The organism is Rhodococcus sp. Chr-9 (genome assembly GCF_000801125.1).
GTDB classification, from domain to species: Bacteria; Actinomycetota; Actinomycetes; order Mycobacteriales; family Mycobacteriaceae; genus Rhodococcus; species Rhodococcus pyridinivorans.
Window position 1 is genome coordinate 84,965 of sequence record NZ_JTIZ01000071.1, and the last position, 23,281, is coordinate 108,245.

Consider the following 23,281-nt stretch of genomic DNA (forward strand, 5'->3'; position numbering starts at 1 on the left):
CGGCAGATCGTCCCCCGACGGGATCCGTCCGCCGCACCTTCCGGTACGACGCCCGGACGTCAACCGCGTATGGCGGCCCGTTCGACGAACGGCACGAGCAGATCGGCGAGGTCGGCGGCGACATCACGCCCCGAGGCCGGGGGCATCGAGACGAAGCTCAGCGCGACCCGCACGACAGCGCGCGCGAGGATCCCCGCGTCGGATTCGGACGCCGCGATCCAGCTGTGGTGGAAGGTCTCCGTGAGGCGACCCGCGCCCCGCTCGAGGATGGGGGCGGCGTCGGTGGTGATCAACCGCAGCAGGTCGGGTTTGGCCTCCCCGCTCAGCAGCGACTGCACCAGGGGGTCGGCGGCGGACGCCTCGAAGAAGAAGGTGAATCCGTCCACGAGCGCGGCCCGCGCGTCGCCGACGTGGGCGTACACCGAATCGGCCACCGCATCGACGAACTCGTCGACCAGACGCAGCGCATATCCCTGGGCGAGCCCCTGCCGGGAGGAGAACTCCTTGTACAGGGTCTGCCGGCTGATACCGGCGGCTCGGGCGACGTCGCTCATGGTGACGGCCGACCAGTCGCGTTCGTGTAGCAGCTCGCGCATGGCGTCGAGGATCGTCGAGCGCAGCAGCACCCGACTTGCCTCGTGGAAGGGAACCCGCGCGTTCGGCATGGTGGGAACGCTCTCACGCACGGATGTGCTCGTCAAAGCAAGACGGGTAGTGATCCCCCGTGCAGCGGTTCACCGGCGGACGATCTCGACCATCTCGAAGTCGGCCTTGGCGGCGCCGCAGTCCGGGCACGACCAGTCGTCGGGGATGTCCTCCCACCGGGTGCCGGGTCCGATGCCCTCGTCGGGCCACCCTTGGGCCTCGTCGTATTCGAATCCGCAGACGAGACAACGGAACAGACGGTAGTCGGCACTCACTGGGTGTACTCCTCGAAATCGGTCTTCTCCCGGACTCCGCAGTCGGGACACGGCCAGTCGTCGGGCACGTCGGACCACGGGGTGCCGGCCGGAAAGCCCTCACGGGGAACGCCGGCGGTCTCGTCGTACACGAACTCACAGACGGGACAGCGGTAGGACGCCACGATCACTCCCCTTCCGCAGTAGTGGGATCCGATGCTCCGTAGCGGGTCAGGATCTTCTCGCGTCGACGCGGTTCGATGTTGACGCGGGTGATGTCGCCGTCGTAGTGGTCGAGCACGCGGTGGTCCATGACCTTGCGCCACAGCGGCGGGATGTAGGCGAGGGTGATCATCGTCGCGTAACCCGCGGGCAGTTGCGGTGAGATCTCCATGCTGCGCAGGGTCTGGTAGCGCCGCGTGGGGTTGGCGTGATGGTCGCTGTGCCGCTGCAGGTGGTACAGGAAGATGTTCGTCACCAGGTGGTCACTGTTCCAGCTGTGCGCGGGCGAGCAGCGCTCGTAGCGCCCCTTCGCGGTCTTCTTCCGCAGCAGACCGTAGTGCTCGAGATAGTTCACGGCCTCGAGCAACGAGAACCCGAACACCGCCTGGATCACGAGATACGGCGCGATCGACAGACCGAAGACACCGAGGAGCACCGCGTACAGCGCGACGGAGATCGCCCACGCGTTGAGGACGTCGTTGTGCACGCTCCACACCGGCTTGTCGAGCCGTTCGAGGCGNGCTGCCGACGACGCTGCGGGGCAGGAATCGCCAGAAGCTCTCCCCGAACCGGGCAGAGGCCGGATCCTCCGAGGTGGCGACCCGCACGTGGTGGCCGCGATTGTGCTCGATGTAGAAGTGCCCGTAGAACGACGGGGCGAGCGCCCACTTCGACAGTCGCCGTTCGAATTCGATCTTCTTGTGGCCGAGTTCGTGTGCCGTGTTGATACCGATGCCCGCGACCACGCCGACCGAGATCGCGAGTCCGATCTTCGACATCACGCCGAGCCCGCCGTCGATGCCGAGCCAGGACAGGTCGCCGGCCGACCAGAGGTAGCAGGCGAAGACCAGCGACGCGAACTGGAAGGGCAAGTAGAGGTAGGTGCAGTAGCGGTAGAAGCGGTCGTTCTCGAGTTGCTCGAACAACTCGTCGGGTGGGTTCTCGCCGTCGGGGCCGACGAACAGGTCGAGCAGCGGGACGAGGACGTAGACCAGCAGGGGGCCTATCCACCACAGGACCGGGGTGACGCTCTGCAGACCGAGTTCGTTACCGCCCCACACCAGGGCGGCGGCGACGAACAGCGCCGTCGGGGGCACCAGCCCCAGAAGCCACAGATGGCGTTTCCGGTCGCGCCACTGAAGGTCGGGTCGATCCACCGAATCCGCGGATGCCGTACTCATGTCGGGTCTCCTTCATCACCGTTGATGGCGCCGGGCACGCCACCGAACGGTGACGCACACCACTCATATCTTGACTCTAGGCCACTGTTCGTCCTAGGTCTAGACATATAGCAGATTTTGTAAATCTCACGAAGATGCGTCCGGAAACGACGAAGGCGAGCCCGTGCGGGCTCGCCTTCGGTTCGATTCCGTCCCTACCGGGACTCTGCTTCAGGACTCGTCGGTCGCCGATCCCGGTATCTCCCCGAGCCGGGCCCGGAAGACCTGGGTGTCCGCGGCACAACCGTGGACGGTCGGATTCCGGTCGCACGCCGACAACCACGCCGAGTCGCCGGGCCTCAGCGTCACCGACTCGCCGTCGCACTCGACGCGGGCATCGCCTGCGGTGCACAGCAGGATCTGTGGTCCGTCGGCACCGACCCCGAGGGCGTCGCCCGCGCCGAGATCGATGCGGGACAACGCGAACTCCGGTGCCGGGGTGCGGTAGCGGCGTTCGATCGGACTCTGCCCCGACCCGGTCTCCGCCGAGGCCTCCGGCACGGCTTCGAGAATCGGCACCGAGGCCGCACCGAAGTCGAGCACCCGCAGCAGTTCGGGCACGTCCACGTGCTTCGGGGTGAGACCACCGCGCAGCACGTTGTCGGAGTTCGCCATGACCTCGACACCCATGCCGTGCAGGTAGGCGTGCAGATTTCCCGCGTCGAGGTACAGGCCCTCGCCCGGCTGCAGGGTGATGCGGTTGAGCAGCAGCGAGGCGAGCACTCCGGCGTCGCCGGGATAGAAGTCCGCCAGCTGCAGGGCCGTGCGTACCTCCGGAACGAAATCGCGTTCGCCGTCCCGTCCGGCCGCGAGATAGGTGACGCAACCGTCGAGCACACGCGGCAGCAACGCTGCGAGAGCGGGCGGGGGCAACGTGATCCAGGTGGTGAACAGCGCCCGCAGACCGCTCGAATCGGGTTGGCCCGCGAGCAGTCCCACATAGGGGTCGAGTTCCGGCACGGCCAGCGCCTCGAACAGCTCCACGGTCCGTTTCGGGTCACGGAAGCCGGCCAGGGCCTCGAACCGGGTCAGCGCCACCACGAGTTCGGGCTTGTGGCTGGCGTCCTTGTAGTTGCGGACGGGCGAGTCGATCGGGATGCCGAGTGCTTCCTCACGAGCGAAGCCCTCGGCCGCCTGGCCGGCGCTGGGATGCGCCTGCAGCGACAGCGGCTCCTCCGCCGCCAGTAGCTTGAGCAGGAAGGGCAGGCGGGGACCGAACGCCCCCACCGTGCGATCACCGAGGTGTCGCTGCGGATCGGCCGACAACACGTCGAGCAGCGAGTGCTCGTCGCCGTCCGGATCCACCAGCCTGGCGGGATCGGCCGGGTGCGCACCGAGCNCCTCGGGATGATGGGACGGCACATTGCGGCCACGCAGGGTGGCGATCGCGGTCCGCGATCCCCAGGCGTACGAGCGCACCGCACCTTCGAGTCGGTGCACTATCTCCCCCCTGCCAATCCGAGATATGCGGCCGCCATCTCTGTGCGGACGGTCAACACTGCCACCTGTTCCAGCACGGTCGGAACCGTGCTCGATTCGAATTCTCCGATCACGGACATCAATTCCACATCCGGAAGTGCCGCCGTCCTGCGCTGCGCCGCCGAGCGGTCGGGGTCGGTGCTGAGCACGAACACCCGTGCCGGTGCGATCGGCGCCGGTCCGTCCAGCTCCTCGTCGTGGAAGAACGGGTCGTAGTTCTCACCGCTCGCGGTGACCACATTCGTGAGCCGGTCGCGCGCGACCAGCACGTCGCTCAGTGCCGCAGCGCCGGCGACCACACCCGCCTCCTGGAGCAGGGCCTCCGACGCGTGCCGTGCGAGCACCGTCGTCGCGGCGGAGTCTCCCGCGAACGCCACGCGACGCGACTGCATGCGCACCGCGAGCGACTTTGCGGGATTGTGGAAGACCTCGTTCGCCGGATGATTGCGCGCCGCTTCCTCGTCGGCCGTGTCGGCGACCTCGGCGAGCGGAGGGACACCGGTGATCCGGACGGCGCGCTGCAACACGCCGAGCACCGCACAGAACACCGCGACGTGCCGGGCGAGCACGTACCGGGTCTGGACCCGGACGCGCGGCGGCAACAACATCGCGCGACCGGCCGAGACCGCCCGCACCGGACCTTCGTCGGGGGCGTCGACGACGACCTCAGCGCTGCGACGCAGTCCGGCGTCGATGCTGCGCGCCAGCTCTGGATCGCCGGCGTCGTTTCCCGAGACCACCACGACATCGAGCGCGCCGACCCACGGCGGTGTGGTCGGCGCGGAGATCAGCGGTACACCGGCCTGCCCACCGAACATCGCGACGACCAGTTCCGCGGCCGAGCGGGCGCGGGCGTCGGTGCCGACGAAGACCACACTGCGGGGGTGCATGTCGGTGAGCCGGCCGAGCAGACCTTCGTCGACCGCCGCGGCGACCGCGCGGATCTGGGCGCCGCCGAGGGCCGCGCTCCTGAGGATGCCGTCGACATCGGCGGCGAGAACACCGCCCGCATCGTCGAAGTCGAACAGCGGTGAGGGTGCCGTCACGACCGCATCACCTTCCTTCCGCCGCCGCGACCTCGGCGGGCCGGCTGACAGGGCCCGGTGGGGCCACCGACCCGAGATCGGTGCTCCGCCGAACCGACACCGGCACGACCTGTCCCGGCACTTCGATTATTCCCGTTGTCCCTCCGCCTACGCACGAACGACGGAAAGGATCTCCTTCACCAATGCCTCGACCTCACCGTCCGTGCGGGCCTCCACGTTGAGCCGCAGCAACGGCTCGGTGTTGGACGCACGCAGGTTGAACCATGCGTTGTCGGGCAGGTCGACGGTGACACCGTCGAGCCGGTCGATCGATACCGCGCGGTCCTCGAACGCCGCGACGACGGCCTCGGTGCGCTCGGCAGCATCGGCGACCGTCGAGTTGATCTCGCCCGACGCCGCGTACCGGTTGTAGGAGCTCATCAACTCGGAGAGCGGACCGTCCTGCGAGGCGAGTGCGGCGAGGACGTGCAGCGCCGCGAGCATGCCGGAGTCGGCACCCCAGAAGTCGCGGAAGTAGTAGTGCGCCGAGTGTTCCCCGCCGAAGACGGCACCGGTCTCGGCCATCTGCTGCTTGATGAACGAATGCCCGACCCGGGTGCGCACCGGCTTGCCGCCCTGCTCGGCGACGAGTTCGGGCACCACGCGCGAGGTGATGAGGTTGTGGATGATCGTCGAGCCGGGTTCCTTGGCGAGTTCGCGGGCGGCGACGAGCGCCGTGACCGCGGACGGGGTGACCGGCTCGCCGCGCTCGTCGACGACGAAGCAGCGGTCGGCGTCGCCGTCGAAGGCCAGGCCCACGTCGGCACCGGACTCGACGACCAGACGCTGGAGGTCGACGAGGTTGGCGGGGTCGAGGGGGTTGGCCTCGTGGTTCGGGAAGGTGCCGTCGAGTTCGAAGTACAGCGGCACGAGATCGACGGGCAGGGCACCGAAGACGGCGGGGACGGTGTGGCCTCCCATGCCGTTGCCGGCGTCGACCGCCACCTTCAGCGGACGCATCTCCGCGAGATCGACCAGGCCGCGGACGAACGAGGCGTAGTCCTCGAGGACGTCCTGCTCGGTGATGTTGCCGCGCTCGCCGTCGTAGGCGGGCACCCCCTCGACGAGGTCGGCGGAGATCTGCGCCAGACCGGTGTCCTGACCGACGGGCTTGGCACCGGCACGGCAGAGCTTGATGCCGTTGTACTTCGCGGGATTGTGGCTGGCCGTGAACATCGCGCCGGGTGCGTCGAGCAGGCCCGACGCGAAGTAGAGCTGGTCGGTGGATGCGAGGCCGATCAGCACCACGTCGAGTCCCTGGGCGGTGACCCCGTCGGCGAAGGCCTGCGAGAGCGAGGGGGACGAGGCGCGCATGTCGTGCCCGATCACCACACGGTCCGCGCTGCCCTCACTGCGCAACAGGCGTGCGAACGACGCTCCGACCTCGCGGACGAACTCTTCGTCGATCTGCTCTCCGACGACACCCCGTACGTCGTAGGCCTTGATGACTGCTGACACCGACTCGGCAGCTCTCGCCACTGTATTAGCTCCTGAACTCGACTCGTGCGATACCGTCCTCCGCGACATCGCACTCGCTCAGCCTAGTGCGAACGGCTCAGGACGTGGGATCGGGAAGAACACGCAGGTGACCGCGTCGGCCGGTGCGTGCGGTGGGAGGCACGACGGCCCGTTGGGGTTGCTCGGCGTCGTCGTCGCTCGCGTCGGAACGGGAACGCTCCCCCAGGCCGGCCTCGCGTACGGCCTCGGCGAGGGCGGTCATATCGTCCTCGTCGGGGGTGGCCGACGAGAACGCTCCCTCGTATCGGACGAGTTCCCAGCCCTTGGGTGCCGTGATGCGCGAACCGTGCATCTCGCAGAGATCCCACGAGTGCGGTTCCGCGACGGTCGCCAGGGGACCGACAACGGCAGTGGAGTCCGAGTACACGTAGGTCAGCGTCGCAACAGCAGGGTTCTTGCACCCAGGCCGGCAGCATCGACGCAGTGTTCTCACGACTGGGAGCGTAGCGCGCCGGACGCGCCAGGACTATTCGGACACACCGAAAGGGTGGAGCGATTTTCGTGTCGTAGTGTCCATGGCATGGTCCGCGCACGACGTTCCCGCCCTGTGTCGTCCCGTGCTGTGGCACGCCGCGGCAGGGGAATCCGCGGTCCCCTGTTCCCGCAGAGCCTGCCGGCGTGGAAGACACGCGCAGAGAAATTCGACCTGCTCGTATTGGGGGCGTTCGCGCCGATCGACGCGCGCTGGCACGACCGCCTCACCAAACTCGACATCGCCGTCGACGAGGTCCCGAAGATCCGGGCACGCGACCCCGACTCGGTCAACTGGCCGGACGAGGTGGTTGCCGACGGGCCGGTGCCGCTGTCCCGGCTCGTGCCGGCGGGGATCGATCGACGAGGCGCTGCCACCCGGGCGCGGATCGTGTTGTTCCGCCGACCTCTCGAGGTGCGCGCGAAGGATCCGGACGATCTGACGGATCTGGTGCACGACGTCCTCGTGCACCAGGTGGCCACCTATCTCGGCGTCGAACCGGAAGTGGTGGATCCGACACTCGACGAGGACGACGAGGACTGAGAAACGTTCCGGATACATGACGAAGGCCGGGTTGCTCGTCCCCCACGGCCGCAACCCGGCCTTCGTCATCCGATTCGGTGTTTCACTCGGTCCCGCACTCCCCGTACCGGGCCGAACTCCTCGTCAGACTATTCCGCGCTTGAGGCGACGGCGTTCCCTCTCGGAGAGCCCGCCCCAGATACCGAACCGCTCGTCGTGAGCGAGAGCGTATTCGAGACATTCGTCCCGGACCTCACACCCCATGCAGATGCGTTTGGCCTCTCTGGTGGAGCCACCCTTCTCGGGGAAGAATGCCTCCGGATCGGTCTGCGCACAGAGCGCACGCTCCTGCCACTGCTCCTCGCCGTCCGCTGGGTCACCGAATCCCGAGATCAAACTCAGGACGGGCACCCCGACGTCCGGGTAGTCACAGACAGCCTCGACTGCAGTATCGCTTCGAGTGAGCTCGAAGCTGTCGCGCTCGCCGGCCATTGTCCCTCCTCACCTGCAGCGCCGAATCATGACCGGGGATCAACCCGCTGCCATCCTTCGAATACTCGTTCGAATGCGGGTTCACCGCAAGGGATCTCGAATTCGATTATCGAATGACATGTATGTGATTAGACACTTCGGGTGTGTCGCGGTCAAGCGGAGCGGCGTTGTTCACATATCATCGGCCGCTTTGCCGAAACGCGTTTCGGACGGTGCGCGACCGGGTAGGCGACGCACCGCTTAGGCTTGGGCCGTGAATGTGACTGTATTGGTCGGAGGTGTCGGTGGGGCGCGTTTTCTCTCAGGTTTGCGCCGGCTTCTCGATATTTCTCCGGGCGTGGAGCCGAATCCGGACGCGGCACACCGCATCACCGCGATCGTCAACGTCGGCGACGACGTGTGGATGCACGGCCTGAGGATCTGTCCGGATCTCGACACCTGCATGTACACCCTCGGCGGTGGGATCGACACCGAACGCGGCTGGGGCCGCGCCGGTGAGACCTGGAACGCCAAGGAGGAACTCGCCGCCTACGGGGCGATCCCCGACTGGTTCGGTCTCGGCGACCGCGACATCGCCACCCACCTCATCCGGACGCAGATGCTGCGGACCGGCTATCCGCTCTCCGCGATCACCGAAGCACTGTGCACGCGGTGGAAGCCGGGTGTGACCCTGCTGCCGGTCTCCGACGACCGCAGCGAGACCCACGTCGTCATCACCGATCCTGAGGACGGTGAACAGCGGGCCGTGCACTTCGAGGAATGGTGGGTCCGCCACCGCGCCCAGGTGCCCACCCACAGCTTCGCCCACATCGGCGCGGAAGAGGCAGAGCCCGCTCCCGGTGTGCTCGAGGCGATCGAGAACGCCGATGCCGTCGTTCTGGCCCCGTCGAACCCCGTCGTGAGCGTCGGAGCGATCCTCGCGATCCCCGGTATCCGTGGGGCGCTGCGCACCACGTCGGCGAAGGTCGTCGGCCTGTCCCCCGTCATCGACGGCAAGCCCCTGCGCGGCATGGCCGATGCGTGCCTGGACGTCATCGGAGTGGAGACCACCGCCGAGGCGGTCGGCCGGTACTACGGCGCCCGCTCGGGCACAGGCATTCTCGACGGCTGGCTCGTGCACTCGACCGACAACGCCGAGGTGCCAGGCGTCGAGGTCCGATCCGTTCCCCTGCTCATGACCGACACCGACGCGACGGCCGAGATGGCCCGCGCCGCCCTCGACCTCGCCGGAGTGACCCTGTGATGCCGGACGCCGTCGCCGACCCTGCAGTGCGCGACCACGCGCCGGGCGGCCCGATCGAGATCCTGCCCGTCGCCGGGCTTCCCGAATTCCGGCCCGGCGACGACCTGGCCGCAGCCGTCGCTCAGGCCGCACCGTGGCTGGCCGACGGGGACGTCCTCGTCGTCACCAGCAAAGTGGTCTCGAAGGTCGAGGGACGGATCGTGGCCGCGCCCACCGATCCCGACGCCCGCGACGCGCTCCGCCGGCGCCTGGTGAACCAGGAAGCGGTGCGCGTGCTGGCACGCAAGGGCCGCACCCTCATCACCGAGAACAAGCTCGGCATCGTGCAGGCAGCCTCCGGCATCGACGGATCCAATGTCGACAGCGCCGAACTCGCGCTGCTGCCCGAGAACCCCGATGCGAGCGCAGCGGCGCTCCGCGAACGGATCGGTGCGCTGCTCGGCGTCCGGGTCGCCGTGGTGGTCACCGACACCATGGGCCGCGCCTGGCGCAACGGCCAGACCGACGCCGCGATCGGCTCGTCCGGGCTTCCAGTCCTGCACGGCTACGCCGGCTCCCACGACTCGCAGGGCAACGAACTGCAGGTGACGTCCGTGGCGGTCGCCGACGAGATCGCCGCCGCAGGCGATCTGGTCAAGGGCAAGCTCGGCGGTGTGCCCGTCGCCGTGGTACGCGGACTCGGCCTGCCCGACGACGGATCCACCGCCCGCGCCCTGATCCGCAGCGGCGAGGACGACCTGTTCTGGCTCGGCACCGAGGAGGCTCTCGAACGCGGTCGGCGCGAGGCGCTGCTGCTGCGCCGGTCGGTGCGGCAGTTCGCCTCCGAGCCCGTCGATCCCGAGGATCTGCGCGAGGCGGTCGCCGAGGCCCTCACCGCACCCGCACCTCATCACACCCGTCCGGTCCGGTTCGTGTGGGTGCGCACCGAGCAGGTGCGCCGCCGGCTCCTCGACCGCATGCGCGACAGGTGGGCCGAGGATCTCCACGGCGACGGACTCGACCCGGTGGCCGTCGAACGCCGGATCTCCCGCGGCGCGATCCTCTACGACGCACCCGAGGTGATCGTCCCCTTCTGGGTGCCCGACGGCGCACACCACTATCCGGATGCCCGTCGCACCGCGGCCGAGTCGACGATGTTCACCGTCGCCGCCGGCGCCGCGGTGCAGGGCCTGCTCGTGTCCCTGGCCACCCGCGGGCTCGGCAGCTGCTGGATCGGTTCGACGATCTTCGCTCCCGAGGTGGTCCGCGAGGAACTCGGTCTTCCCGCCGAGTGGTCGCCGCTCGGGGCGGTCGCCGTCGGTTACCCGCTCACCGAGCCGGAACCGCGCGAACCCGCGGACCCGGGCGACGCCCTCGTGGAGCTGTAGTCGTGTCGGCGCGTTCCCTGCACGCCTCGGCGATCGACCGGCTCACCGCCTGGCGCACCGACTCGGAAGACGCCGAATCGCTGCGGCATACGATGCTGGCGTTCCTCGATTCGGCGCCCGACGGGTGCCTGCGCGAACACGTGCCCGGCCACATCACGGCGTCGTCGATCGTGCTCGACGCCGACCACCGCAACGTGTTGCTCACCCTGCATCCGCGGGTGGGGCGGTGGATCCAGCTCGGCGGTCACTGCGAGCCGTCGGACGACACGGTCGTCGACGCGGCCCTGCGCGAGGCCACCGAGGAATCCGGCATCGCCGATCTGGTGATCGATCCGGAACTGCTGTCGGCGCACACGCATCCGATCACGTGCTCCCTCGGCGTGCCCACCCGTCACCTCGACCTGCGGTTCCTGGTGACCGCACCCGTCGGTGCCCGGCCGGTGCGCAGCGACGAATCCACCGACCTGCAGTGGTGGCCCGTCGACGCGCTTCCGTCGGAGGCCGAGCACGAGACCATCGCGCACATGGTCCGGCTCGCCGCGGCCCGACGGGCCTGAGACGACGCGGCCCGACGGGCCTGAGACGACCACGCTCGTCCCGGTGGGTTGCCGGGACGAGCGTGAGGTCGGAACCGGGCCGTGAGGTCAGAACCGGACAGGGCCGAGGTCGGGGTATTTCGGGGTGATGCCGTCGCCGGAGGATACTCCGCGCAGCCGCCGGCCCACCCAGGGGACGAGGAACTCGCGCATCCACGCGCGGTCCGCGGCGCGTTCCTGGGCCCGTGTGAGGACGGGTGCCTCGTCGAACTCCACCGGTCCGAGACCGTGTGCGACGCCCAACAGATCGAGCACGCGGATCGCCATGTTGTGGTGGCCGGCCGCGGACATGTGCAGCCGGTCGAAGTCCCACATGCGCAGATCGCGGTACTCGTCGAACCGCCAGAAGTCGACGATGGTCGCCCCGTGTCGATCGGCGATCGCCCGGACGAGTTCGTTGTACACGGCCCAGCGGCCGCGCAGCATCCCGAAGACCGGCGCCCAGCTGCCGTCGTAGGCCGTCCACATCAGGATGCGGGCGCCGGTCGCGGCGAGCTTGCCGATCGCCTCGTCGTATTCCGCCGCGAGCGCGTCGAGGTCGAGCTTCGGACGCATGAGGTCGTTGCCGCCGGCATAGATCGTCACGAGATCGGGACGCATCGCCACGGCGGTGTCGAGCTGCTCGTCGATGATCGGTCGCAGCAACCGGCCCCGGATGGCGAGGTTCGCGTACGCGAAGCTCTCCGAGTGCCGCGCCAGCTCACCGGCGACGAGATCGGCCCAACCGCGCAGCCCGTTGGCACGCGCCGGATCCGGGTCGCCGACTCCCTCGGTGAACGAATCACCGAGGGCCACGTATCTTTCGAAACCCACTTCGACCTCTCGACTCACACGTCGGTACTGAACCGGATACCGCCGTCGGGGATCTTCACTCCCGGCCACACCCGGGCACCGCGCAGCAGCTCGCATCGCGCACCGATATCGGCGCCGTCACCGATCACACCGTCGCGGATCAAGGCCCGCGGACCGACCCGTACACCGAAACCGATGATGCTCCGTTCGACCACCGCACCGGCCTCGACCCGCGCACCGTCGAAGATCACCGCGCCGTCCAGGCGGGCACCCGCACCGATCTCGGCGCCGCGGCCGACGACCGTGCCCCCGATGAGCAGGGCGCCCGGGGCCACGGAGGCACCCGGATGCACGAGCGACTCGCCGCGCTGCGGCGGGAGCGCCGGGGACGGAGCGATACCGCGGACCAGATCGGCCGAGCCGCGGACGAAATCCTCCGGGGTTCCCATGTCGCGCCAATAGGCCGCGTCGACGTGCCCGAACACCTTCTTGCCCTCGGTCAGCAGCGCCGGGAACACCTCGCGCTCCACCGACACCGGACGGCCTTCGGGGATCTGCTCGATGATCTCGCGGCGGAAGACGTAGCAACCGGCGTTGATCTGATCGGTCGGCGGATCCTGAGTCTTCTCGAGGAAGGCGGTCACCCGGCCGTCCTCGTCGGTCGGCACACAGCCGAAGGCACGCGGATCGCTCACCCGCACCAGGTGCAGGGTCACGTCCGCCTCGGTCCGCACGTGGGTGTCGAGCACCGCACCGAGATCGGTGCCACCGAGCACGTCGCCGTTGAAGACCATCACGTTGTCGGCGCGCAGCCTCGGCAGCACGTTGCGGATACCGCCGCCGGTGCCGAGCGGCTCGGTCTCGGTGACGTACTCGATCTCGAGCCCGAAGTCGGAACCGTCGGCGAAGTGCTGCTCGAAGACCTCGGCCTTGAACGAGGTGCCGAGGACGACGTGTTTGATGCCTGCCTCACGGATCCGTGCGAGCAGATGGGTGAGGAAAGGCACCCCCGCGGTGGGCAGCATCGGCTTGGGTGCCGACAGCGTCAACGGGCGTAGCCGCGTGCCCTGTCCGCCGACCAGAATCACCGCATCGGTGTGCGGTGCCGACTCACTCGTCATCGTCTCCCCTGTTCACTGTCGTGCCGACCCGAATGTTCCGGTCGGTCCTCCCGTTCCGACGCTCCCGCACGGCCGCTGCGACCGCCACTCGCGATCGCACCGCGAGCCCGGCCCGCAGAGCCCACCGCAGCGGTGCCTGCCACCCGTGGGGGTGACGGTCCGCCTGGAAGCGGTAGGCACTCTCATGATGTGCCGGAAGCATCAGTTCGGGATGCCGTCCGGCCGCGTGGCCCTTGGCGTGCGTGACCACCGCGGACGGCACGTACACGTTGAGCCAGCCCGCTCGTCCGAGCCGGTCGCCCAGGTCCACGTCCTCCATGTACATGAAGTACCGCGAATCGAAGCCGTCGATCGAATCGAAGGCCGCTCGCCGTAGCAGCAGGCACGATCCGGACAGCCAGCCCACGGGGCGTTCGCTGATCTCCTCGTTCTCCTGCCGGTAGCGACGCGTCCACGGATTGGCCGGCCAGACGGTGCCGAGCAGCGCGTGACCGGCACCGGAGGCGAGGGTGGGGACGGTGCGTGCCGAGGGGTAGACGCTTCCGTCGGGTTCGTGGATCAGCGGCCCGAGCGAGCCGGCTCGCGGCCAGCGACGCGCCGCCTCGAGCAGTTCGTCGATCGAACCGGGGTGCCACCGGACGTCCGGGTTCGCGACGATCACGAACTCCGCGGACGGGTCGATCTCGGCGACCGCGCGATTGATCGCCCCGCCGTATCCGATGTTTCCCCCGGTCCGGAGCAGTCGCACGTTCTGGTGTGCCGCGTCGGCGGCCTCGGGAGCACCGTCGATCGAACCGTTGTCGGCCAGGATCACCTGCGTCGGCAGAACGGTCGCGGAGGTGAGCGAGGTGAGAAAGTTCTCGAGGTGCTCACCGGGCGAATAGGTCACCGTCACCACGGCCAGCGTCGAATCCACGCCGGTCACCTTAGCGACCTCGACGGTGTGCGACACCTCACGGGCCGTTTCCTCCCACGTCATCGCGCGGGCGGCACGGTTCCGCTACCGGCGATCGCCTCGTGCAGTGCCTCCCGCCACGGACGGAAGCGCGTCAGGCCGGCACCGATCCAGGCACTGTCGTCGAGCACCGAATAGGCCGGCCGCGGCGCGGGGCGGACGAACTCGTCGCTGCCACAGGGTTGCACCCGCTCCGGGTCGGCGCCGATCTCCTCGAAGACCGCCCGGGCGACGTCGAACCACGTCGCTTCTCCGGCGTTCGTGGCATGCAGAATCCCACCGGGGATCCGGTCACCGTGCTCGGCGAGTTCGATCAGTCCGTCGGCCAGGTCGCGCGCGTAGGTGGGGCAACCGCGTTGGTCGTCGACGACGCGCAGGGTCTCCCGCTCGCCCTCGAGTCGCCGCATGGTCGCGACGAAGTCGTTGCCGTCGCCGGTGTACACCCAGGCGGTGCGCACGACGTGCGCGGTGGGCAGCACCTCCAGCACCGCCCGTTCACCGGCGAGTTTGGTGCGGCCGTAGGCCGTGCGCGGGCCGGTCGGCGCGTCCACGCAGTAGGGCTCGGTCGCGTCGCCGGCGAAGACGTAGTCGGTGGAGACATGGACGAGACGGGCACCTTTGTCGGCACAGACGGCGGCCAACACGCCCGGGCCCGTGCCGTTCACCACAGCGGCCCGGTCCTCGTCGGTCTCGGCCGCGTCGACGGCGGTGTACGCGGCGGCGTTGATCACGACGGATCCCGGTTCGACCGCGGCGGCCACGGCCTGCGGATCGGTGATGTCCACCTCGGACGATCCGACACCGCGGATCGGTATCCCCGCCGCGGTGCCGCGGTTCACGAGATGACGGCCGAGCTGGCCACGGGCTCCGGTGACGAGAACGCTACGCACTCGGAGAAGTCTGGCACGCCGGAGTGGTGCGCGCCGGGCGAGCGTCCCCACCAGTAGCCTTCAACCGAGAGCTACATCCACAGACCCCGTACCACCCACAGGAGGAGTACCAGGTGCCGCCAGAGCCGCGTCGCCGCACCGGCCGACGTCCCGCCCCCACGGGACGTCGCACCCGCGCGGGCGATCCGACAGCTGCCGACGGCAGGTACGGGTCGGATCCCGGTCCCCGGCAGTCCCGGCGTTCCGCGCGTCGCGAGCCGCCCTCACGCAGCCCCGGAGCACCGGCGGAGGCACGGGTGTACAGCGGAAGGCCGTGGCAGATCGCCGTCGCGATCGCGGCGTGCCTCGTGCTGGTCGTCACCGGTGCGGCGTGGCGCAGCGTCGACGCGCTGCAGTCGTCGCTGGCCTCGGTCCGCGGCCTGGCCCTCGGCGACGGCGAGGACGGCGCCGTCGACATCCTGCTGGTGGGCACGGACAGCCGCACCGACGCGCACGGCAATCCTCTCTCCCAGCGCGAGCTCGACGCGTTGCGCGCCGGCGAAGAAGTAGCGAACAACACCGACACGATCATCCTGATCCGCGTGCCGAACGACGGCCGGTCGGCCACTGCGATGTCGATCCCCCGCGACACCTACGTCGAGGTGCCCGAGATCGGGATGTCGAAGATCAACGCGGCCTACGGCGCCACGAAGGCGAACCGGCGCGCCGAGCTCGTCGAAGCGGACGCCGACGCGACCGAGGCCGAACTCGAGAAGGAATCGACCCAGGCAGGCCGGGAGGCGCTCATCGAGTCGGTCGCCGACCTGACGGGTGTGACGGTGGACCACTACGCCGAGGTCGGACTCCTCGGCTTCGTGCTGCTCACCGACGCCGTCGGCGGTGTCGAGGTGTGCCTGAACGCACCGGTCGACGAGCCGCTGTCGGGTGCCCGTTTCGATGCCGGTGAGCAGACCCTGCAGGGTTCGGACGCACTGAGCTTCGTCCGCCAGCGTCACGACCTGCCGCGCGGCGATCTCGACCGGATCGTGCGGCAGCAGGTGTTCATGGCGTCGCTGGCACAGAAGGTGCTCAGCGCCAAGACGTTGTCCAACCCGTCGAAGGTGAGTCAGCTGACCGCCGCAGTGCAGCGCTCGGTGGTGCTCGACTCCGATTGGGACATCATGGCGCTGGCGACCCAGCTGCAGGGCCTCGCCGGTGGCGACGTGACCTTCTCGACGATCCCGGTGCAGGACATCAACGCGATGACCGACTACGGCGAGTCGGTCGTGCAGGTCGATCCGGACGAGGTGCGCTCCTTCGTCGCCGAGTTGATCGGCCGCGAACCGGACGGCAGCGAGACCACCTCGACCCCGGTGCCCGCTCCCGACATCGACGCGTCGACCGTTACGGTCGACGTCGCGAACGCCGGATCCGTGTCCGGCCTGGCCTCCCAGGTCTCCACGGCTCTGTCCGAGGAGGGCTACGTCGAGGGCGAGGTGGGCAACTACACCGGTTCCGGTGTGGGCACGTCGACGGTCTTCGGTGCCGATGAGGACTCCGACGAGACCCGCGCGGTGGCCGCGGCGCTCGGTGGTCTCGCCACCGAGTCCGATCCCTCGCTCCCGGCCGGCACCGTGCGGGTCGTGCTCGCCGGCGACTACACCGGCCCCGGCTCGTCGTCGTACTCCGGTTCGTCCACCGCCGCATCCGCCTCCGACATCGGCGTGAGCCCGGCCGGTGGCACCGCCACCCCGGCTCCCGCCGCACCGCCCATCGATGCGGGCTCCGACGGCCCGCGCTGCGTGAACTGACACCTGTGTGAACCGACAGTCGCGCGAACAGAATCCGAGAAGAAGGACATCGTGACCACCCTGACCGACGCACTGCTCGACCCGATCCTCGCCGAAGATCCGGCGGGTCCGCGGATCACCTGGTACGACGACGCGACCGGCGCGCGGATCGAACTGTCGGCGCTCACCCTCGCCAACTGGGCTGCCAAGACGGCCAATATGATTCGCGACCAGTTCGGAGTCCTTCCGGGAGGTCGGGTGGCGGTGCTGCTTCCCGCCCACTGGCAGAGCGCCGCGGTCCTGCTGGGCGTGTGGTGGGCAGGGGCCGAGGTCGTCCTCGACGCCGACCCGGATGCCGATCTCGCTCTCGTCACCCCCGACCGGTTGGACGAGGTCGACACGGTTGCCGAGGTCGCGGCGTTGTCGCTCGACGCCTTCGGTGCCCCCGTGCGCGACCTGCCGCCAGGGATCACGGACTATGCGACGGACGTGCGGATGCACGGCGACCAGTTCCGATCCTCCGGTGCGGGCGACGCGGTGCTCGCCGGACGTTCGCAGTCGGACGTGCTCGCTGCCGCCACGGAGTCGGCGTCGGCGGCGGGTATCGGCAGCGGCGACCGCGTGTTGTCGTCCCGGTCCTGGTCGCAGCCCGACGCTCTCGTCGCCGGACTGCTCGCGGTGCTCGCGGCCCGGGCGTCGCTTGTACAGGTGAGCAATCCCGACCCGGAGGCCACCGAACGCCGCGTCGCGAGCGAGAAGATCACGGTTCGTCTGGACGGGTGATCCCGCGCGCCGCGCGGTAGCCGCCATCGGCGAGTCCCGCCTCGATCTCGAACCTGTTGCGGGACCCCGGGTTGCGGAGTTCCTCCCACAGATAACGCACCGCGAAGCCGATGCCGTAACGGGCCCACTGGTCCGCGTGCACGGATTCGTGGCGCAGCAGCGCCCGCGTCGGTGGCCTACGGGTGAGGAAGACACCGCCGACGGTGGTGCCGCCGCGCGCGAAGCCACCGCGCATACCGCTGCAGACGAACAAGCCGAACTCGTCGTCGAAGGACACCGAGCCGCCCCAGGCCCTGCCCCACACCGTCGCGAGCGCGGTGACGAACCGCACCGACGGGACCCCGCGCGACACCCGTATCGCCCTGGCACGCTTCCGGTCCCGTCCCGACACGGCTCGAGCCTACGCCGACTCGATCGGTCCGATCCTCTGCCGACTTCGTCGGCCTGATTCTCTGCCGACTTCGTCGGCCTAGTTCTCGGCCGGTCGTCTCGAACCGCCGATTCGACGACGAACGCCCCCGAGCCGCGGAAGGACTCGGGCGCGTTCCGGTCGACCGGGAGTACCGTCGGGCGGAGGACCGACCGTCACCCCGCCATCGCCGCGACCGGCGACACCCGGCTCGCGCGCTGGGCGGGGACGAGCGAGGCGACGACGCCCGCCACACCGCCCACCAGGACGATCGCCGCGAGCTGCCACCACGGCACCGAACCTGGTGCGATGTGGCCCGGGCCGATTACCGAGGCCGTGCCGGCCGCCCCGAGCAGCAGGCCGAGCACCACGCCGAGCAGCGACGCCACGCCGGCTATGATCGACGCCTCCCGCACGAGCAGACTCCGCACACCGGCCCGCGAGAGACCCACCGAGCGCAGCATCGCGGTCTCCCGTCGCCGCTCGAGCACGGACAACGCCATCGTGTTGCCCACGCCGATCAGGGCGATCACCACGGCCACGGACAGCAGCCCGCCGACGATCAGCAGCATCGTGTCGAGGATCTTCTCGAGCATCTGCCGCATCTGCACCGCACCGACCACCTCGCTGCCCGGAACCTCGGCCGCGGCGACCCGAGACAGGTCGTCGGTAACGGCGACGAGGTCCTCGTCCGACATTCCTCGATCGAGTTTCAGCCACACGGTGTCCGCCGTGACGGGGCCGGCGACGGCGGTCAGGTCGCTCCACTCGATCATGTCGGGCATCCCCGGCTCGGTCGTGGCGACGGTCAGCTCGCGGGTGCCCACCGGGCCGCCGACGGTGATGACGGCTCCGTCGTCCACGCCCACCGACCTCGCCAGAGAGCGTTCGAGCACGATCGTCCCGGCCTCGGGCAGGCGCACGTCGGTCCGGACGGTCGAGGCCATCGCCGCGGGATCGACGCCGAGGACCGACGCCTCCGTGCCGCCGATCGTGAGGTCGACCGCCGCGAGCTCGGCGCCGCTGCTCACCCGGTCGACCGCCGTCAGCCGCTCGGTCACCTCCGGTGCGAGCCCGTCGCGTTCGGGCGCGGTCACGGCCATGTCGACGGGGAACTGCTCGTCGATCACGTCCGGCGCCCCGGCCTCGAGCGTGCCGATCCCCACGACGAGGGTCGAGGTCAACGTCACGCCGATGAACAGCGCGGTGGCCGTCGACGCGGTGCGGCGCGGATTGCGCCGGGCGTTGCCGGCGGCGAGCACCGCGAGCGGGCCACCGGCACGGGCGAGCACGTCCCCCACCGCACCGACCGCGGCGGGCACGAGACGGCGGGAGGCGAGCACCACACCGACGAACAGCAGCAGTCCACCCGGGCACGCGACGAGCACGTTCGCCATGACGACCCCGAGACCGAGCAGGGCCGTGCCCCCGACGATCGCCAGCGCGGCACAGATGCGGCGCACCCACGAATCGCGCACCGGTTCGGGGCGGGTCTCGAGGGGCTGCAGGGCCGCGAGCGCCCGCACGCGGGTCGCCGCCCGCGCGGCACCGTTCGCGGCGACCACCGTCATGCCCGTTCCCACGATCAGACCCGCGATCACCGTGGTGGCCGTCACCGAGACCGACGTGAGCGGGATCGGGGCGTCCACGGCCCGCGCCGCGGACACCACGGCCGCGGCGAGTCCGGACCCGCCGAGCACGCCGAGGACGGCCGCGACGAGGCCGACGACGAACGCCTCGCCGCGGACACTGCGGCGGACCTGGGTGGACGTCACGCCCACGCAGCGCATCAGGGCCAGTTCGCGGGTGCGCGCGGCGAGCAGGACGGAGAAGGTGTTGGCGATGACCAGGCCGGCCACGACCACCGAGATCGCCGCGAAGCACAACAGGACGTTGCGCAGCAGGGCGACGTCCCCGACGTAGTCGTCGGCGACCGCCGTGGCGCGATCGGCACCCGGCACGACGTCGACGCCCGGCACCGGCGCGAGTGCCGCTCGCACGGCGTCGGCGTCACCGACTGCACGGACCTCCCAGTCCGTCGTGTCCCCGGACCACGACCGCACCTGCGCGGCGTCGCCGAAGACCGATCCCGGGCTCAGGGCGAGCGGTGATCCGTCGAGATCGACGACACCGACGACCTCCACGGTGGTCGGGGGGACAGAACCCGTCGGGCCGGCGACGGTGATCTCGTCACCGATCGCCCGGCCGGACGACGAGCCGACGGCGACCTCACCCGGGTTCGACGGCCAGCGTCCGTCCCCGAGCTGCTGCCACCGCAGGGCGCCCTCGGGTGCGATGCTCGTCGCGGTGCCGTTCGAGGACGACCCGTCGGCTCCGATCAGCCGGACGGGACCGCTGACGTCGAGCGCCGCCGCCTCGACGCCCGGCGTCGTAGCGACCAGCGTGAGCACCTCGTCGGGTGCGACGGTGGAGTCGGCGGGAAGAGCGACTGCCGCGACCCCCTCGTACCGGGCCGCCGTGGATTTCGAGACCGACGCACTCACCGTGTCGCCGAGCACGAGGGTGGTGACGACGAACGCGACCGCGACGAAGACCGCCAGCACGGAGGCGACGTACCGCCCCCGATGGGCGCGGGCCTGGGCCAGGACGAGATGCCTCATCGGACCGGCACCACCGTTCGGGAGGTGCGCAGGTCGCGCATCGCATCGATCACCGAATCCGCTGTGGGTTGCGCGATCTCACCGGCGAGCCGGCCGTCGGCGAGCAGCACCACCCGATCGGAGTAGGAGGCCGCGACCGGATCGTGCGTCACCATCACCACGGTCTGACCGGTCTCCCGCACGCTCGACCGGAGCATCGAGAGCACCTCCCCGCCGGACTGCGAGTCGAGGTTTCCGGTGGGTTCGTCGACGAAGATCACGTCGGGCTGCGGCAGGAGCGCCCGCGCGACGGCGACGCGTTGCTGCTGACCGCCGGACATCTCGTGGGGAAGGTGGTCGAGCCGGTCGGTCAGACCGAGCCGGCCGGTCACCTCGTCGAACCACTCGGGCGTCGGGCGCGAGCCGGCCAGCCGCATCGGCAGCAGGATGTTGTCGCGGGCGGTGAGCACGGGCAGCAGATTGAACGCTTGGAAGACGAATCCGATGCGGTCGCGGCGCAGTTCGGTGAGCACCGCATCGGGGGCGGTGCTGATCTCGACGTCGGCGCGGCGGCCGTCGCCGTGGAGGATCACGCGCCCGGAATCGACACCGTCGAGACCGGCGAGGGTGTGCATGAGTGTCGACTTGCCGGATCCGGACGGTCCCATGATCGCGGTGAAGCGTCCCCGCGCGAAGGCGACGGACACCCCGTCGAGGGCACGCACCTCGGCGTCGCCGCGCCCGTAGACGCGGGCGACCCCCTGAGCCGAACATGCCGGTACGAAAGAGCTGATCGAAGTCATGCTTCGACGCTAGAAACGATGCGGCGCACGCACATCGACCCGCGAGTCGATCTTCGCCGCCCCGGTGTCCTACCCCGGGAGGACCGGTCGTCTCCGGGATGGCACCACGGTCCTACTCCCCCGAGCCGAGCAGATCGTCGGGATGCACGAGACCGGCGCGGAAGGCGAACAGCACCGCCTGCACGCGGTCGCGCGATCCCGTCTTCGCCAGCACCCGGCCCACGTGGGTCTTGACGGTCGTCTCGGAGAGCACGAACCGCTCGGCGATCTCCCCGTTGGTCAGGCCGTGTGCCATCGCGACGAGCACCTCGAGTTCGCGTGGAGTCAGATCCTCGGGCACCGCGACCGGCACCGCGCGCCGCTCCGCACCGTCGAGCAACGGCGAGACATGGTGCAGCAGTGAGCGGGTGGCGCGCGGGGCCATCACGGCGTCACCGCGGTGCACCGTCCGTACCGCGGCCAGCAGGTCCTCGGGCGGCGCGTCCTTGAGCAGGAAGCCGCTCGCACCGGCGGCGATCGCCTGGACGATGTAGTCGTCGTTGTCGAAGGTTGTGAGCACCACGACCTTCGGCGCGTCGGCCGAGCGCAGCAACGACCGCGTCGCCGAGATCCCGTCGACCCGCGGCATCTGCACGTCCATCAGCACGACGTCGGCGCGGACCCGTTCGAGTTCGGCGACGGCGGCCTCGCCGTCGGACGCCTCGACGACGACCTCGATGTCCGGCTGCGATTCGAGCACCATGCGGAAACCGGCGCGCACGAGTTGCTGGTCGTCGACGAGCCCGATACGGATGGTCGTGTCGGATCGGGTGTCGCGGGCGGGTTCGGTCACGGACGCCACCCTAGGGGGGAGACCGCCGGTGCGGGCAGTTCGGCACGGACCCGGTAGCCGCCACCGTCCCTCGGACCGGCCGCCGCGCGACCGCCGTGCAGCCGGGCCCGCTCCTCGATACCGGTCAGCCCCTGCCCACCCGGGCGGGCCTCGACGAGCGCCGCCGCTCCCCTGCCGTCGTCGACGATCTCGACGACGAGCGTGTCGGGCCGCCAGTCGAGACGGACGTGGGTGCGGGCGCGGGGACCCGCGTGCTTGAGGACATTGGTGAGCGATTCCTGCACGATCCGGTAAACCGACAGCCCCAGTCCCTCGGGCACCTCGCGGCTCTGCCCGTCGACCGAGAACTCGACCTCGAGCCCGCTCGTGCGCATCTGCTCGACGAGCGCCGGCACGTCGCCGACGCCTGGTGTGGTGGTGAACTCGCGCGGCGTGTCCTCACGGAGCACCGACAGCAACCCGCGCATGTCGGTCAACGCGCGACGCCCGGTCTCGGCGATGGTGGTCAACGCCCCTGCGGCCGCCTCCGGGTTCGTCGCGGCGGCGTAGCGACCACCGTCGGCCTGCGCGATGATCGCCGTGAGCGAGTGCGCGACGATGTCGTGCATCTCCCGGGCGATGCGGGTGCGCTCCTGGGTGGCGGCCAGTTCGGCCTCCTTGAGGCGTTCGAGTTCGAGCAACCGGTTGCGCTCGGTGAGCGAATCCATCTCGCGCAAACGCAACCCGCGGACCCGGCCGAACGCCCACACACCAGCGAGGAAGACCGCGACGAAGGTGGCCGTCACGAACGCTTCGAGCGCGGTGCGGCCGTCGTAGCCGAAATAGAGCACTCCGGCGAGTGCGCCCCCAACCACCGCGACGGGCAGCGCGGTGTTGGCGGCCCACCGCGGAGCGTAGGCGGCGAGCGCGTACACCGCGATCGGCACCGCGATCGCCGCGATCGGCAGGACCTCCGGCAGGACGAGCAGGTGCGCGTAGGCGGCGAGCGCGACGAGCGAACCCGCCACCACCGGGCGGGTCCTGCGCCAGGCCAGCGGCAGCGTGAGCGCGAGGGTGACGAACAGACCCGCCACCGATCGCGCGTCCGCCACGTGCAGGGCGACCCCGAACAGGGCGAGCACCGCGGCCAACGCCCCGTCGATCACTCCGGTGTGCCCGCGGGCCCACCGGTTCCAGCGTTCGAGCAGCGGGGTCGTCTGCACGGCGACGCTC

General features: G+C 69.9%; 23 protein-coding genes and 3 pseudogenes. 6 read left to right on the forward strand and 20 right to left on the reverse strand.

Features of this window, described 5'->3' with window-relative positions; genetic code table 11:
• Positions 1 to 59 precede the first annotated feature (59 nt).
• From QR64_RS07890 to QR64_RS07925, 10 genes and pseudogenes are all read right to left on the reverse strand, one after another.
• The gene (locus tag QR64_RS07890) at positions 60 to 665 is read right to left on the reverse strand and encodes a TetR/AcrR family transcriptional regulator (protein WP_039584805.1); all 606 of its coding nucleotides are present in this window, start codon (positions 663 to 665) and stop codon (positions 60 to 62) included.
• A gap of 69 nt (positions 666 to 734) precedes the next feature.
• Positions 735 to 920 carry a rubredoxin gene (locus tag QR64_RS07895; RefSeq protein ID WP_039584806.1) on the reverse strand — a complete coding sequence of 62 codons (186 nt, stop codon included), beginning with the start codon at positions 918 to 920 and terminating at the stop codon, positions 735 to 737.
• Positions 917 to 1,084: a rubredoxin gene (locus tag QR64_RS07900; protein WP_006550211.1), complete on the reverse strand. Its 168-nt coding sequence runs from the start codon at positions 1,082 to 1,084 to the stop codon at positions 917 to 919. The genes QR64_RS07895 and QR64_RS07900 overlap by 4 nt, the downstream gene beginning before the upstream one ends.
• 2 nt (positions 1,085 to 1,086) lie before the next feature.
• Positions 1,087 to 1,641 (reverse strand): annotated as a pseudogene (locus QR64_RS27680) (fatty acid desaturase); the annotation flags it as partial.
• 1 nt (position 1,642) lies between these two features.
• Positions 1,643 to 2,302, reverse strand: a pseudogene (locus QR64_RS27685) (fatty acid desaturase); the annotation flags it as partial.
• Positions 2,303 to 2,512: 210 nt separating this feature from the next.
• Positions 2,513 to 3,680: mannose-6-phosphate isomerase, class I (gene manA / locus QR64_RS07910; protein ID WP_235367054.1), on the reverse strand; the 1,168-nt coding region annotated here is incomplete at its 5' end.
• Between the two features lies 1 nt (position 3,681).
• Positions 3,682 to 3,781: pseudogene (locus QR64_RS27690) on the reverse strand (hypothetical protein); the annotation flags it as partial.
• On the reverse strand, positions 3,781 to 4,866 hold the full coding sequence (locus QR64_RS07915; RefSeq protein WP_033097092.1) for a hypothetical protein: 1,086 nt from the start codon (positions 4,864 to 4,866) through the stop codon (positions 3,781 to 3,783). The pseudogene QR64_RS27690 and the gene QR64_RS07915, both read right to left, overlap by 1 nt.
• Before the next feature lie 147 nt (positions 4,867 to 5,013).
• Positions 5,014 to 6,384: a phosphomannomutase/phosphoglucomutase gene (locus QR64_RS07920; RefSeq protein ID WP_019288507.1), complete on the reverse strand. Its 1,371-nt coding sequence runs from the start codon at positions 6,382 to 6,384 to the stop codon at positions 5,014 to 5,016.
• A gap of 76 nt (positions 6,385 to 6,460) precedes the next feature.
• The gene (locus QR64_RS07925) at positions 6,461 to 6,856 is read right to left on the reverse strand and encodes a DUF3499 domain-containing protein (RefSeq protein WP_200886490.1); all 396 of its coding nucleotides are present in this window, start codon (positions 6,854 to 6,856) and stop codon (positions 6,461 to 6,463) included.
• Between the two features lie 87 nt (positions 6,857 to 6,943).
• On the opposite strand from QR64_RS07925, the gene QR64_RS07930 reads away from it, so the two are divergent.
• Positions 6,944 to 7,438 carry a metallopeptidase family protein gene (locus tag QR64_RS07930; RefSeq protein ID WP_033097091.1) on the forward strand — a complete coding sequence of 165 codons (495 nt, stop codon included), beginning with the start codon at positions 6,944 to 6,946 and terminating at the stop codon, positions 7,436 to 7,438.
• Between the two features lie 123 nt (positions 7,439 to 7,561).
• Here QR64_RS07930 and QR64_RS07935 read toward each other — a convergent pair whose 3' ends face one another.
• Positions 7,562 to 7,828 carry a WhiB family transcriptional regulator gene (locus tag QR64_RS07935; RefSeq protein WP_167414258.1) on the reverse strand — a complete coding sequence of 89 codons (267 nt, stop codon included), beginning with the start codon at positions 7,826 to 7,828 and terminating at the stop codon, positions 7,562 to 7,564.
• Positions 7,829 to 8,162: 334 nt separating this feature from the next.
• Here QR64_RS07935 and cofD point away from each other — a divergent pair, with 334 nt between their 5' ends.
• From cofD to QR64_RS07950, 3 genes are read left to right on the forward strand one after another with little or no spacing between them, the layout of a single operon-like run.
• Positions 8,163 to 9,152 carry a 2-phospho-L-lactate transferase gene (cofD, locus tag QR64_RS07940; protein ID WP_072740421.1) on the forward strand — a complete coding sequence of 330 codons (990 nt, stop codon included), beginning with the start codon at positions 8,163 to 8,165 and terminating at the stop codon, positions 9,150 to 9,152.
• A complete protein-coding gene (locus QR64_RS07945) occupies positions 9,152 to 10,519 on the forward strand; it encodes a coenzyme F420-0:L-glutamate ligase (protein WP_039584812.1) in 1,368 nt (455 codons plus the stop codon). The genes cofD and QR64_RS07945 overlap by 1 nt, the downstream gene beginning before the upstream one ends.
• A 2-nt stretch (positions 10,520 to 10,521) precedes the next feature.
• Positions 10,522 to 11,076, forward strand: a complete 555-nt coding sequence (locus QR64_RS07950) for an NUDIX hydrolase (RefSeq protein WP_039584813.1) — start codon at positions 10,522 to 10,524, stop codon at positions 11,074 to 11,076.
• Between the two features lie 87 nt (positions 11,077 to 11,163).
• On the opposite strand, the gene QR64_RS07955 is transcribed toward QR64_RS07950, so the two are convergent.
• Genes QR64_RS07955 through rfbD form a run of 4 tightly spaced genes read right to left on the reverse strand, consistent with a single transcriptional unit; the run spans position 11,164 to position 14,873 of the window.
• Positions 11,164 to 11,928 (reverse strand): SGNH/GDSL hydrolase family protein, encoded by a 765-nt coding sequence (locus QR64_RS07955; RefSeq protein WP_039584814.1) that lies wholly within the window; start codon positions 11,926 to 11,928, stop codon positions 11,164 to 11,166.
• A 14-nt stretch (positions 11,929 to 11,942) separates the two neighbouring features.
• Entirely contained in the window at positions 11,943 to 13,028 is a 1,086-nt protein-coding gene (locus QR64_RS07960) for a sugar phosphate nucleotidyltransferase (protein WP_006550199.1), read from the reverse strand.
• Positions 13,018 to 13,944: a glycosyltransferase family 2 protein gene (locus tag QR64_RS07965; RefSeq protein WP_052227252.1), complete on the reverse strand. Its 927-nt coding sequence runs from the start codon at positions 13,942 to 13,944 to the stop codon at positions 13,018 to 13,020. Before QR64_RS07965 ends, QR64_RS07960 begins: the two co-directional genes overlap by 11 nt.
• Before the next feature lie 59 nt (positions 13,945 to 14,003).
• Entirely contained in the window at positions 14,004 to 14,873 is an 870-nt protein-coding gene (gene rfbD / locus QR64_RS07970; protein ID WP_039584816.1) for a dTDP-4-dehydrorhamnose reductase, read from the reverse strand.
• A gap of 296 nt (positions 14,874 to 15,169) precedes the next feature.
• On the opposite strand from rfbD, the gene QR64_RS07975 reads away from it, so the two are divergent.
• Positions 15,170 to 16,663 carry an LCP family protein gene (locus QR64_RS07975; RefSeq protein ID WP_006550196.1) on the forward strand — a complete coding sequence of 498 codons (1,494 nt, stop codon included), beginning with the start codon at positions 15,170 to 15,172 and terminating at the stop codon, positions 16,661 to 16,663.
• Positions 16,664 to 16,714: 51 nt separating this feature from the next.
• Complete coding sequence (locus QR64_RS07980; protein ID WP_006550195.1) at positions 16,715 to 17,425, forward strand: TIGR03089 family protein; 711 nt, start codon at positions 16,715 to 16,717, stop codon at positions 17,423 to 17,425.
• Here the strand turns inward: QR64_RS07980 and QR64_RS07985 are convergent.
• The 5 genes from QR64_RS07985 to QR64_RS08005 all read right to left on the reverse strand — a co-directional run bounded on the left by QR64_RS07985 (position 17,403) and on the right by QR64_RS08005 (position 23,271).
• Positions 17,403 to 17,816: a hypothetical protein gene (locus QR64_RS07985; RefSeq protein ID WP_230826279.1), complete on the reverse strand. Its 414-nt coding sequence runs from the start codon at positions 17,814 to 17,816 to the stop codon at positions 17,403 to 17,405. The genes QR64_RS07980 and QR64_RS07985 overlap by 23 nt on opposite strands.
• 194 nt (positions 17,817 to 18,010) lie before the next feature.
• A complete protein-coding gene (locus tag QR64_RS07990; RefSeq protein ID WP_039584818.1) occupies positions 18,011 to 20,455 on the reverse strand; it encodes an FtsX-like permease family protein in 2,445 nt (814 codons plus the stop codon).
• Positions 20,452 to 21,237 (reverse strand): ABC transporter ATP-binding protein, encoded by a 786-nt coding sequence (locus QR64_RS07995; protein ID WP_052227242.1) that lies wholly within the window; start codon positions 21,235 to 21,237, stop codon positions 20,452 to 20,454. The genes QR64_RS07990 and QR64_RS07995 overlap by 4 nt, the downstream gene beginning before the upstream one ends.
• 112 nt (positions 21,238 to 21,349) lie before the next feature.
• Entirely contained in the window at positions 21,350 to 22,078 is a 729-nt protein-coding gene (locus QR64_RS08000; protein ID WP_006550191.1) for a response regulator transcription factor, read from the reverse strand.
• Positions 22,066 to 23,271 carry a sensor histidine kinase gene (locus QR64_RS08005; RefSeq protein WP_039584819.1) on the reverse strand — a complete coding sequence of 402 codons (1,206 nt, stop codon included), beginning with the start codon at positions 23,269 to 23,271 and terminating at the stop codon, positions 22,066 to 22,068. Before QR64_RS08005 ends, QR64_RS08000 begins: the two co-directional genes overlap by 13 nt.
• Positions 23,272 to 23,281 lie beyond the last annotated feature (10 nt).

Excerpts from the sequence above, each read along its gene's own strand:
- QR64_RS07890 (WP_039584805.1), bottom strand. The coding sequence starts at position 665 with ATGCCGAACGCGCGGGTTCCCTTCCACGAGGCAAGTCGGGTGCTGCTG.
- QR64_RS07930 (WP_033097091.1), top strand. The coding sequence starts at position 6,944 with ATGGTCCGCGCACGACGTTCCCGCCCTGTGTCGTCCCGTGCTGTGGCA.
- QR64_RS07945 (WP_039584812.1), top strand. The coding sequence starts at position 9,152 with ATGCCGGACGCCGTCGCCGACCCTGCAGTGCGCGACCACGCGCCGGGC.
- QR64_RS07960 (WP_006550199.1), bottom strand. The coding sequence starts at position 13,028 with ATGACGAGTGAGTCGGCACCGCACACCGATGCGGTGATTCTGGTCGGC.
- QR64_RS07990 (WP_039584818.1), bottom strand. The coding sequence starts at position 20,455 with ATGAGGCATCTCGTCCTGGCCCAGGCCCGCGCCCATCGGGGGCGGTAC.
- QR64_RS07995 (WP_052227242.1), bottom strand. The coding sequence starts at position 21,237 with ATGACTTCGATCAGCTCTTTCGTACCGGCATGTTCGGCTCAGGGGGTC.